The sequence below is a fragment of the Cryobacterium luteum genome (genome assembly GCF_900110125.1).
Lineage (GTDB): Bacteria > Actinomycetota > Actinomycetes > Actinomycetales > Microbacteriaceae > Cryobacterium > Cryobacterium luteum.
On sequence record NZ_FOCN01000008.1, the window covers coordinates 73,401 to 85,294 of the forward strand.

Annotated in this window: 9 protein-coding genes; 3 read left to right on the forward strand and 6 right to left on the reverse strand. The window is 66.4% G+C overall.

All coding sequences use genetic code 11. The annotated features are described in order from the left end of the window. Nucleotides 1–11: 11 nt before the first annotated feature. Entirely contained in the window at nt 12–344 is a 333-nt protein-coding gene (locus tag BMW72_RS09930; protein WP_369831124.1) for an Rv2175c family DNA-binding protein, read from the reverse strand. A gap of 210 nt (nt 345–554) precedes the next feature. Between BMW72_RS09930 and BMW72_RS09935 the strand changes: the two genes are divergently transcribed. Then, on the forward strand, nt 555–1,847 hold the full coding sequence (locus BMW72_RS09935; protein WP_092110090.1) for a LysM peptidoglycan-binding domain-containing protein: 1,293 nt from the start codon (nt 555–557) through the stop codon (nt 1,845–1,847). Nucleotides 1,848–1,942: 95 nt separating this feature from the next. Further along, nucleotides 1,943–3,919 (forward strand): Stk1 family PASTA domain-containing Ser/Thr kinase, encoded by a 1,977-nt coding sequence (gene pknB / locus BMW72_RS09940; protein WP_092110092.1) that lies wholly within the window; start codon nt 1,943–1,945, stop codon nt 3,917–3,919. 498 nt (nt 3,920–4,417) lie between these two features. Here the strand turns inward: pknB and BMW72_RS09945 are convergent, their stop codons facing one another. The 3 genes from BMW72_RS09945 to BMW72_RS09955 form a co-directional block, all read right to left on the reverse strand. Beyond that, the gene (locus tag BMW72_RS09945) at nt 4,418–5,788 is read right to left on the reverse strand and encodes a class II 3-deoxy-7-phosphoheptulonate synthase (RefSeq protein WP_092110094.1); all 1,371 of its coding nucleotides are present in this window, start codon (nt 5,786–5,788) and stop codon (nt 4,418–4,420) included. A 98-nt stretch (nt 5,789–5,886) separates the two neighbouring features. Then, nucleotides 5,887–6,576: a lysophospholipid acyltransferase family protein gene (locus BMW72_RS09950; protein ID WP_092110096.1), complete on the reverse strand. Its 690-nt coding sequence runs from the start codon at nt 6,574–6,576 to the stop codon at nt 5,887–5,889. An 81-nt stretch (nt 6,577–6,657) separates the two neighbouring features. Further along, nucleotides 6,658–7,602 carry an ROK family glucokinase gene (locus tag BMW72_RS09955; protein ID WP_092110098.1) on the reverse strand — a complete coding sequence of 315 codons (945 nt, stop codon included), beginning with the start codon at nt 7,600–7,602 and terminating at the stop codon, nt 6,658–6,660. Between the two features lie 171 nt (nt 7,603–7,773). Between BMW72_RS09955 and BMW72_RS09960 the strand changes: the two genes are divergently transcribed. Continuing rightward, nucleotides 7,774–9,606: an AMP-dependent synthetase/ligase gene (locus BMW72_RS09960; protein ID WP_092110100.1), complete on the forward strand. Its 1,833-nt coding sequence runs from the start codon at nt 7,774–7,776 to the stop codon at nt 9,604–9,606. Nucleotides 9,607–9,852: 246 nt separating this feature from the next. Here the strand turns inward: BMW72_RS09960 and BMW72_RS09965 are convergent, their stop codons facing one another. Then, nucleotides 9,853–10,344: a peptide deformylase gene (locus tag BMW72_RS09965; protein ID WP_092110102.1), complete on the reverse strand. Its 492-nt coding sequence runs from the start codon at nt 10,342–10,344 to the stop codon at nt 9,853–9,855. 55 nt (nt 10,345–10,399) lie between these two features. Beyond that, a complete protein-coding gene (locus tag BMW72_RS19265) occupies nt 10,400–11,866 on the reverse strand; it encodes a MinD/ParA family ATP-binding protein (protein WP_241984049.1) in 1,467 nt (488 codons plus the stop codon). Nucleotides 11,867–11,894: the final 28 nt, after the last annotated feature.

The following is an 11,894-nucleotide window of genomic DNA, read 5'->3' on the forward strand; positions in this document are numbered from 1 at the left end:
GGCCGCGCTGGTCAGGCCAGGGCCTGGGCGACCCGACGAACTTCGGCCTTGCGTCCGGCACGGAGGGCCTCGATCGGGGGAACGCCGAGGCTGTCGTCGACCTCAAGCAGCCAGGTCATAGCCTGCATGTCAGTGAAGCCGTCGTCGGCCAGCACGAACAGGGTGCCGCGCAGTTCGGGAACGGGGGCACCGTCACGCAGAAACAGCGCCGGAACCGACACGACGTTGTCCCGCCGGATGGCCAGCAGGTACTTGTCGTCGATCAGGTGCCGCACGCGGCTCTGGCTCATTCCGAGCAGGTTGACAAGGGCAGGAATAGTCAGCCACTCGGGCTCTGAAGACACGTCACTCACCCCTGTAGCTTCCCATAATTTGGGGCTGCGGTGAAACCTTCGGCCGCTTTTTTGTCGTGATCAGTGCTAATACGTGCCGCCCGTTCAATTGACTCCCCCTCTAAATTGTGAAAACCTCGGAGTGGGGATTGCTGCACGCGACTCGATGCTGTACGAACGTGAGGTACGGATCGGCCGTGTGCGCACAATGAACGGAGCACCATGTCGACCAGGCTGAAAACGAATACGACGGATGCCGCGGCGCCCGCCGGGCGCGGAGCGACCGTTGCCGATTTATCCGGCGCGCAGGGTGCTGCTGCTGCTGCTGCGAAACAGCGGGCGAAGAAGCCCGCTTCGCTGACCGTACCCATCGTGCTCGTGGGCACCCTTGCGATCAGCCTCAATCTGGCCGCGCCCGCCCAGGCTCAGGCCTTGGCGAAGAAGCCCCTCAAATCGAAGTTCGCCGAGACGACGCCCGTTCTGTCGGTGGCCGCAGTCGCCGCCGTGCAGGTCGCGCCGGCGCAGTACGCGGTCGTGGACGGCGACACCGTGAGCGGTATCGCCGCCCGGTTCGGCCTGTCGACGGCGGCCGTGCTGGCGCTGAACGGTCTCGATTCCCGGGCCCTGATCTTTGCCGGCCAGGTTTTGACCCTGACCCTGGCGGCTCCGCCAGCCGTTGCGCCGGTCGCGCCGGCGGCATCCGCTGGCAGCTACACCGTGCAGAGCGGGGACACCATCAGCGGCATCGCCACCGCCCACGGGCTGAAGACCACCGATGTTCTCGGGGCGAACGGCCTGACCGGGAGCAGCGTCATCTTTCCCGGCCAGGTTATTCTGCTGGCCGCAGCGCCGGCGATGGAGTCGGCGGTGCACGTGGCGCCGGTCGCCGCAGCGGCGGCCACGCACACGATCGCTTCGGGCGAGACCATCACGGCCGTGGCCGACGCAGCCGGGGTGAGCGTGCAGGCCGTGCTCGACGCCAATGGTCTTGGCTGGTCGAGCATCATCTACCCGGGGCAGGTGTTGACCCTCCCGGTCACCGGGCCACCGGCATCCGTTGCTGCGGTTGCCGCACCGATCACCGTGGCCACCGCCGGTGTGATCACCCCGATGTCCGACGAGATGCGCGTGAACGCCCAGACGATCGTGTCGGTCGGGCGAGGCGCGGGCGTGAGCGATGCCGGTCTCGTCGTCGCGCTGGCCGCAGCGGCCCAGGAATCGGGGCTGCGCAACGTCGACTACGGCGACCGGGATTCCCTGGGTCTGTTCCAGCAGCGCCCGAGCGCCGGCTGGGGCACCCCGGAGCAGGCACTCGACCCGGTTCGAGCCAGCCTCGCCTTCTTCGGCGGGGCGAGCAACCCGAACCCGGATGTGACCCGCGGCCTGCTCGACATTCCCGGCTGGGAGTCAATGACCGTGACCCAGGCGGCGCAAGCCGTTCAAATTTCGGCCTACCCTGACCACTACGCCAAGTGGGAAACGTCGGCGCGGGCCTGGCTCAGCCAAATCGGCTGACCCGTCCAGGCCCGGCGGGGCCCGGTGACCCCCGACCGGGACGGTTTCTGCGCGCCGCGCGTCGGTGCCCCCACCGAATTCCGTAGAATCAAGGAGTGAGCGTTCCCTCGACCGACCCGCTGATCGGCCGTCTAATCGACGGCCGGTATCAAGTGCGCTCCCGCATCGCGCGCGGGGGCATGGCCACGGTCTACCTCGCCACCGACCTGCGGCTCGAACGGCGGGTCGCGATCAAGATCATGCACGGCCATCTCGCCGACGACAGCGCGTTCAAGATCCGCTTCATTCAAGAGGCTCGGTCGGCGGCGCGGCTGGCCCACCCCAACGTTGTCAACGTGTTCGATCAGGGCCAGGACGCCGACATGGCCTACCTCGTCATGGAGTACCTGCCGGGCATCACGCTGCGCGACCTGCTCAAGGATTACGGCCGGCTCACCCCCGAGCAGACCCTCGACATTCTCGAAGCCGTACTCAGCGGCCTCGCCGCCGCCCACAAGGCTGGCATCGTGCACCGCGACGTGAAGCCGGAGAACGTGCTGCTCGCCGACGACGGCCGCATCAAGATCAGCGACTTCGGGCTGGCCCGCGCGGTCAACAACAACACGGCGACCGGCCAGGCGCTGCTCGGCACCATCGCCTATCTCTCCCCCGAGCTCGTCACGCGCGGCATCGCCGATGCGCGCAGCGACATCTACGCCCTCGGCATCATGACCTTCGAAATGCTCACCGGCGAACAGCCCTACGTGGGTGAAGCGCCCATGCAGATCGCCTACCAGCACGCCAACGACACCGTGCCGATGCCGAGCAGTCGGGTTCCCGCCATCCCGCGCGAACTCGACGAACTCGTGCTCTGGGCCACCGCGCGCGATCCCGAAGACCGTCCCCGGGACGCGCGGGTCATGCTCGACCAGCTGCACGATGTGAGCGCGCTCGTGCGCGACGCCACACAGGAGCTTGCCCTGCAGTCCACCATGGTGTTGCCCGCCAGTATGCGCACCGGTGCCAACGCCCTCGCGGATGCCGAAACGCAGGTTCTCGGCGGCAAGCTCGCTCCCACAAAACCTCCCGCCGCGACCCTGCTGGGCATCCACCCGGTCGGCACCGGCCCGGTCGATCCACCCGACAGCGGCGACCTCCTGAGCAAGAAAGCCGACAAACGAAAACGACGCGGGTTCTGGCTGTTTGCCCTCGTCATCCTCCTCGCCGCTGCCCTCGGCGGAACCGGTTGGTACTTCGGCTCTGGCCCCGGGTCTGACGTGTCCATCCCCGACTTCGCCGCCGCCTCGCCCGAGGCTGCGTCATCCCAGCTGACCGGGCTGGGGCTGGTTCCCGAGCTTGGCGGTGCGTTCAGCGCCACCATCGCCGAGGGACTTGTCATCGGCACCGATCCGGATGCCGGCAGTCGTGTACCGCAAGACAGCACCGTCACGATCATCGTCTCCCAGGGGCTGCAACCCGTCACCCTGCCGGCCCTGGCCGGATTGTCGCAGGAGGCGGCATCCACTGCCATTACCGACCTCAAAGCCGTGGTCGGCAGTATCGACCCCGTCTTCAGCGGCGATGTTCCCGAGGGGTCGGTCGTGTCGGCCAGCAAGGAGTCCGACGGTGCCGACGTCTCGGCCGGGGGCGCCTATTTCGAAGGCCTGACCGTGAACCTCGTCGTCTCGCTCGGGGCCATCCCGAACGTCGACGGCAAGACCGTGGCCGAGGCCACCGACATTCTGGCCGGCAAGAACCTGCTCGTGGTCTCCGGCGAAGAGACCTACAGCGACACGGTGGCCGAGAGCGACGTCATCACCGCGCAGGTACCGGAAGGAACCATTCGCGAGGGTGCCACACTCACCCTGGTCATCTCCCGCGGGCCCGAGCCGGTGATCGTGCCGAATGTCGTCGGCATGTCCTGGGCGGACGGCAAGAAGGCACTGACCGATCTGGGCTTCGAGTTGAAGTACAACCTGGCCGCTGATGCCATCGCCGCCATTCTCAAGGTCGCGTCGACGGATCCCGTGGCGGGCACGGCCGCGCCGAAGAACAGCGTCATCACCGTCAACCCGACGAACCCCTTCGGGTAGCGCAGCCCGAAGCATCCGCTCGCCGACTCGTGAGTTTCGATCACCGAGGTATGAGTTTCGGCCCGATTTCGGTGGCAAACTCACACCTCGACGACGCCCACCTCGAAAACTCACGGCTCGACGAAACTCGTCGCCTCAGAGCCGCTCTGCGTGTAGCGGCGGAGGCGGGTTGTTCGCGGAGTTGCGAGTTTTCGGGCGTTCCCGGGGACTCCGCACGCTTTTCGCGGAGGCCCCGGGAAGGCCCGAATGTTTGAGCGGGGAGCGGATGACCCGTTTCCGGCGCGGGCCGCATCCAAAACGTGCGGTAGCGCGGCGGGGAGCGGATGCCCCGTCGACGCCGCGGGTCGCCGCGCGAAACCGGAGCGGATGACCCGTTCCGGCGCGGGCCGCGACAGGAGCGCGAGTGTCGGCATCCGCTCACGGGCCCACCTTATGTCCCTGGGCCCAGTTTATAAACTGGGCCCAGGGACGGGGCCCAGGCCCCGTCCAGCGAAGGGGCTAGCGGGCGGCCAGCTCCTCGGCCACCAGGAAGGCGAGTTCGAGGGACTGCATGTGGTTGAGGCGGGGGTCGCAGAGCGACTCGTAGCGGGTTGCCAGGGCGGCCTCATCGATGTGCTCCGAGCCGCCGAGGCACTCGGTGACGTCGTCGCCGGTGAGTTCGACGTGGATTCCGCCCGGGTGCGTTCCCACGGCGCGGTGCGACTCGAAGAAGCCCTTAACCTCGTCGACGACGTCGTCGAAACGACGGGTCTTGTAGCCGGTCGGCGTGGTGACGCCGTTACCGTGCATCGGGTCGGTGACCCACAGCGGCGTCGCCTCGCTCGCCTTGATGGCTTCGAGCAGGGGCGGCAGGGCGTCGCGCACCTTGCCGGCACCCATGCGGGTGATGAAGGTCAGGCGGCCCGGTTCGCGGTTCGGGTCGAGCTTGTCGACCAGGCGCAGCATGTCGTCGGCCGAGGTGGTCGGGCCGAGCTTGACGCCGATCGGGTTGCGCACCCGCGACAGAAAGTCCACGTGGGCACCATCGAGGTCGCGGGTGCGTTCCCCAATCCAGATGAAGTGGGCCGAGGTGTTGTACGGCGTTCCGGTGCGCGAATCGATGCGCGTCATCGGGCGCTCGTAGTCCATCAGCAGGCCCTCGTGGCTGGTGTAGAACTCGGTGCGGCGCATGGCTTCGAAGTCGGCGCCGCACGCGATCATGAATTTGATCGCCCGGTCGATCTCCTTGGCTACCTTCTCGTAGCGCTGGTTGGCCGGGTTCGCGGCGAAGCCCTGGTTCCAGCTGTGCACCTGGCGCAGGTCGGCGAAGCCGCCCTGCGTGAAGGCGCGAATCAGATTGAGGGTCGACGCCGAGGTGTGGTAAGCCTTGACCAGCCGGTCCGGGTCGGCTTCACGCGACTCGGGGGTGAACGGGTAGCCGTTGACGATGTCGCCGCGGTAGGCCGGCAGTGTGACGTCGCCGCGGGTCTCAAAGTCGCTCGAGCGGGGCTTGGCGAACTGGCCGGCCATGCGCCCCATCTTGATCACCGGCATCGACGCACCGTAGGTGAGCACAACGGCCATCTGCAGCACGGTCTTGACACGGTTGCGAATCTGATCGGCCGTTGCACCGCTGAAGGTTTCGGCGCAGTCGCCGCCCTGCAGCAGAAAACCCTGACCTCCGGCGGCCTGGGCGAGCCGATCGCGCAGAATGTCGACCTCACCGGCGAAGACCAGCGGCGGCTGCGTCGCCAGCTCAGCGGATGCCGCAGCCACCCTGGCCGCGTCGGGCCAGGTGGGCTGCTGCTTGATCGGCAAGGTGCGCCAGTGGTCCAGACCCGTGATTACAGAGGCTTCTGCGGCAACGATGGGCTCGGTGGGGTCTACCACGGGATGATTCCTGTTTTCTCTGTTGAACCGGCAGCGGGTACCGGCCCGAAATGGATGAGGTGCGCCGCGCCAAAGCCGCAGACAGCACTTCTTTCAGCCTAGCGCGAAAGGCTCGCCCGCTTTTCTTTCACGGAGGAGGCGTAGACGTCGACGTATTCCTGGGTGCTCAGGCGCTGCAACTCATACATGAGCTCGTCGGTGACGCTGCGCAGCACAAAGCGATCGCCTTCCATCCCCTCGAACCGGGTGAAGTCCAGCGGCTTGCCGATGACGATGCCGATGCGTCGCACCTGAGGAATGCGCGTGCCGGTCGGCATGGCCTTCTCGGTGTCGATCATGGCCACCGGAATGACCGTCACACCCGATTCCAGCACCATCCGCGCCACGCCGGTGCGGCCGCGATACAGGCGGGCGTCCGGGCTGCGCGTGCCTTCGGGATAGATTCCGAGAATGCGGCCTTCACCGAGCACGCGCAGGCCGGTGTTGAGGGAATCCTCCGAGGCCTTGCCGCCCGACCGGTCGATGGGCAGCTGGCCGGCAGCGGTGAGAAACTGCCGCGTCGCCCAGCCTTTGACGCCCTTTCCGGTGAAATAGTCGCTCTTGGCCAGAAAAGCCACCCGGCGCGGCACGACGAGCGGCAGAAAGACCGAGTCGATGAACGACAGGTGATTGCTGGCCAGAATAACCGGGCCGGTCTTCGGAATATTCTCCAAGCCGATGATCCACGGTCGAAACAGGGTGAGCAACAGCGGGCCGATAACGATGTTCTTCATGAACCAATAGAACATTCGCACTCCTTTATCCGACTACGAAAGCCTAGTCGCCCCGCAGCAGAGCGGATGCCGCGCGCTGCCCCGCACACACGTCGCTCAGCGCACCGCGTGCAGCCGGGCCAGGTCGGCCGCGCCGACCACCCCCGCATCATTGACGAGCTGGGCGATCGCGAACTCCGCCTCAGGGTGATAGCCGCGCGCCGGCAGATAGTCGAGGTAGGCCGCCTTGATCGGTTCGAGCAGCAGGTCGCCGGCGGCGGCCACTCCCCCGCCGAACACGAACACCTGAGGGTCGAGCACCGCGCCAAGGCTCGCGCAGGCCTGTCCGAGCACGCCGCCCAGTTGGCGCAGCGCGGCAAGGGCGCCGCCGTCGCCGTCCTGGATCAGCCGTCCGACTTCTTTGCCGGTGAGTTTGCCTCGCCGCTCGCGGGCGCCGGCCAGACCGAGTCCGATGCCGCCGGCATCCGCGAATTCGTTGGCGATGCGCAGCAGCGCCCGACCCGATCCGTACTGTTCCAGGCAGCCGTGGGCACCGCAGCCGCAGGGCAGCCCGTCGGGCACCACGCGCAGGTGACCCAGCTCGGCGCCGGCGCCGAAACCGCCGCGGAACAGGGCGTTGTTAGTCACGATCGCACCGCCGACGCCGGTGCCGATGGTGAGGGTGACCATGTCGGTGTACGCACGTCCGGCGCCGAACCGAAATTCAGCCCAGCCGGCGGCGTTTGCGTCGTTCTCGATGATGATGGGCAGGTCGAGCCGGGCCTCGAGCTTGTCCCTGAACGGCTCGTTACGCCAGCTGATGTTCGGGGCGTAGTAGACCGTCGACTGGGCCGAGTCGATGAATCCGGCCGCAGCGACCCCTGCCGCCACGACATCCTCGCCCTCGGACAGGCCCAGAATCATAGCGACGACGGTGTCCTCGATCTCGCCCGGGCTTCCCGGCGTGGTCGGCTGTCGATCAGAGCGGATGATGCTGCCCGCCTCGTCGACGAGTGCACCGGCAATCTTGGTGCCCCCGATATCGATACCTATGGCGTGCACGGGGCACCTTTCGTTCGGGTGAGCGGATAGTGGACTAAAGGGACCGGGCGGCGATGCCTGACACCATCTAGAGTGTAGTAAACCAGTTTGCCGCTGCATGAAACACCCGCTCACTGCAGACATTTGGTTGCAGGGGCAGTGAATTGTTCAGCCGGTACCGAAGGAGCTACCGTGAAACAGTTTGAAATGCCCGCCGTCGTTCCCGCCGATCCTGGCGCCAACATCACCGACCTGCTCATGGACCGCCTCGCCGCGACTCCGGACCTCGTACTGTTCTCGCTTCCCCGGAACGGCCAGTGGCTGCCCGTCACCACCCGGGAGTTCCACGCTCAGGTTGTGGCACTGGCCAAGGGCCTTGTTGCCGCCGGCATCGAACCCGGCGACAAGATCGGGCTGATCTGCAAGACCCGCTATGAGTGGACCCTGATCGACTTCGCCGTCTGGTTCGCCGGGGCCGTTCTGGTGCCCGTCTACGAGACCAGCTCGCCCAGCCAGGTGCAGTGGAACCTCAGCGACTCCGGCGCCCTGGCCGTCATTGTCGAAACCGCCGACCATTTTGCCCGGTTCGATGAGGTACACCCGGAGTTGCCGGACATCCGTTCGGTCTGGCAGATCGATCTCGGCGACCTTGACAAGCTCGTTGCCGGGGGCGTCAACGTGACGGATGCTGAAATCGAACGCCGCCGCGCTCTCGCCGTTGGCGACGACATTGCCACCCTCATCTATACCTCCGGATCGACCGGCAAACCCAAGGGCTGCGTGCTCACCCATGCGAACTTCCTCGAAACCAGCCGCAACGCAGCGGTTGCGCTTCGGGAAGTCCTGGTTCACCCCGACGGCGCCTCCACCCTGCTGTTCATCACCACCGCCCACGTTTTTGCACGATTCATCTCGGTGCTCTGCGTGCACGCCGGAGTGCGCGTCGGCCATCAGGCCGACACCAAAACGCTGCTGGCCGCACTCGGCAGCTTTCAACCGACCTTTCTGCTCGCGGTTCCGCGGGTCTTCGAAAAGGTCTACAATTCGGCCCAGCAGAAGGCCGTCGCCGGCGGCAAGGGCAAGATCTTCGACGCTGCCGCGCACGTGGCCGTCGAGCACTCCAAGCTTGAGCAAGCCGGAACGTCGATTCCACTCGGCATGAAGATCAAGTTCGCCCTGTTCGACAAGCTGGTGTACAGCAAACTACGCGCCGCGATGGGTGGCAAAGTCGTCTGGGCGGTCTCCGGTTCCGCCCCGCTCGGCGCCCACCTCGGGCACTTCTTCAAGAGCCTCGGTATCGTCATTCTTGAGGGCTACGGCCTGACCGAGACGACGGCTCCGGCAACAGTTGGGCTCGCCACCCGGGCCAAAATCGGTACCGTCGGACCGCCGCTGCCCGGCGTCTCGGTGCGCGTGATGGATGACGGCGAGATCGAGGTGAAGGGTGTCAACGTCTTCAAGGAATACTGGAAGAACCCGGAGGCCACCGCTGCCACCTTCGACGACGGCTGGTTGAAGACCGGCGACATCGGCGACTTGGACGCCGACGGCTTTCTCACCATCACCGGGCGCAAGAAGGAGATCATCGTGACGGCCGGCGGCAAGAATGTCGCTCCGGCCGCGCTCGAAGACCCGATCCGCGCAAATCCGCTGATCGGCCAGGTCGTCGTGGTGGGCGACCAGAAGCCGTTCATCGGCGCGATCATCACCCTCGACCCCGACATGCTGCCGGTCTGGCTGAACAACCACCAGGAGGATGCCGGCATGTCGCTCGCACAGGCATCCGTCAACAAGTCTGTGCTGGCGGAGATTCAGCGCGCGGTCGACCATGCCAATGAGGGCGTGTCCCGGGCGGAGTCGATTCGCAAGTTCACCCTGCTGCCAATTGAATTCACCGAGGACAGCGGGCACCTGACGCCGAAAATGAGTATCAAGCGCAACATCATTCTGCGGGACTTCGCCGGTGAGATCGAGACGATGTACTCGAACGCGCCTGCTACTGAGGGAATTTCACTGCGCGAGTAGTTTGAGGCGGGCCCGGCTCTGCGTATTCATTGGTCGGGCTCAGTGCGGTTCTGGTGGGTCGGGTTGCGTTCGCGCCCGGCCCAGCTCAATTTCTGACGGGTCGGGCCCGGGAAAAGCATTCCGCTCCCCGCTCAGACATGCAACTCGCAACTCCGCGAAACACTTTTCCCGGTCCCTCATGCTTGAGGCTTCGCCCGAGCCCCGGCAGTGTTCCAACCGAAGAGATTGAAACGGTGAGCAGGCGGGCTAGAACCAGGTGGACTCTCGGATTTCCTTCATGGCGGCACGGCGGTTCTCTTTGTCCAAGCGGTCGATGTAGAGGTAGCCGTCGAGGTGATCGGTTTCGTGCTGCAAAGCCTGGGCCATGATTCCGGTGCCGGAGAGTTCGACGGGATTGCTATCGAGGTCGATGCCGGCGACGCGGGCGAAGGGGTAGCGCTTGGTGGGGTACCAGAGGCCGGGCACCGAGAGGCAGCCCTCGTCAACGAGCTCGGGTTCGCCGGAGAGCTCGATGACGGTGGGGTTGAGGATATAGCCGACGACGCCGTCGACGTTATAGCTGAACGCACGCAGGTTCACGCCGATCTGGGAGGCGGCGACGCCGGCCCGCCCGGGCAGGCGCACGCTGTCGACGAGGTCCTGCACGAGGCCGCGTACCCGGTCGTCGATAGTCGCGATCGGGTCGGAGGCGGTCTTCAGCACCGGATCTCCGAAGAGACGGATCTGGCGTTCGGGCACGGGGAAACTCCTCGGTAGGGCGGGTGGTGACGCGCGAGCGACGGGCGGCGGCCGGCTACGGGTTGCGGTCGGTGGGCAGACCCTCGACGACGAGCTCGGCGAGCGTTCGGGCGGCGAGCCGGGTGATCGGCTTGAGGTCTTTGTACGACACGACGCTGCCGGCGGCGAGCTGGGGGTCGTAGGGAATGCGCACAATTTCGCGGACCCGGGAGCGGAAGTGCGACTCGATCTCCTCGAGCCGCACCAGGTTGGTGCCCTGGGTGGCGGTGTTGAGCGCAACGATGGCGTTGCGCACAAGGTCACCGTAGCCGTTCGCTTCGAGCCAGGTCAGCGTCTCGGAGGCCAGGCGGGCCTCGTCGACGCTGCCGCCGGAGACGATCACAATGGAGTCGGCACGTTGCAGGGTGGCCCGCATGACCGAGTGCACGATGCCGGTGCCGCAGTCGGTGAGGGCGATCGAGTAGTAGCGGGCCGCGAGGTCGGCGACCACGTTGTAGTCGTTCTCGTCGAACGCTTCCGAGAGCAGCGGGTCGGTGTCGGAGGCGAGGATGTCAAGGCGGGTCTCGTCGCGGGAGACGAGCGCGGAGAAATCGGTGAAGTTGCCGATCGACGCGGCCTTCGACACGACGTCGCGCACGGTCGACCGGGTCTGCTTGCTGACCCGCTCCGAGAGGGTGCCGCGGTCGGGATTGGCGTCGATGGCGATGATGCGGTCGTCGCGGGCATCGGCCAGGGCCATGCCGAGAAGCGTCGTGACGGTGGTCTTACCGACGCCGCCCTTGCGAGTGAGGATGGGCACGAAACGGGTGCCGCCCTCGAACTGGCGGCGGATGCGTTCGCTCATCTCCTTGTACGCCTGCACCTTGGCGGAGTCGCCGAGGTTGACCAGGTGCAGGGTGGCCGCGTAGACGAATTCGGGCCAGGCGCCTTGCGGCGCTTTTCGAGTCTTGCGGTTGACGGCGAGCAGGCGATCCGACGTCAGCATGGCCGCCGACTCGGGAGCTGTGCTGCTCTCGGAGCGCACGCGGTCGCGCCGAACGGATGCGGCGGCATCCGTTCTCGAGAGCGATTCGATCGCCGAACTGGCCCCGGCAGCGCGGGCCGGCGCGGGAGTACTGATCTCGATGGTGTGGGTGGCCGGGGTCGACACGAACCGGGTGGTCGGCGTGACGGCACCGCTGACGGCGGTCGAGCGACCGGGGGCGGCCACCGTGCGACGCGGCCCGGCGGGCAGTTCGATCGGTACGCTCAGACTTTCGGGCAGGGAGGCCGCGAGGTTGTCGATCGTGTGCGGTGGCAGTTCGCTGTGGTAGCTGTCACCGTCGAAGTTGGCCCGGTCGACACTGGCCCGGTCGACACTGGCCCGGTCGAAGTTGGCACCGGTGTAACCGTCTCCGCGGTTGTCGTCGCCGCGCTGGTCCCCGCCGGTGGTGTTGGCGTTGTCGCGCTCGTCGCGGGTTCGCCGGGCGGCAGACACCGGGCGTGCAGGCGCGCTTTGGTCGTCACTACGTTTGTCTGACACGGTACATCCTCAACTGGTCGATAACGGC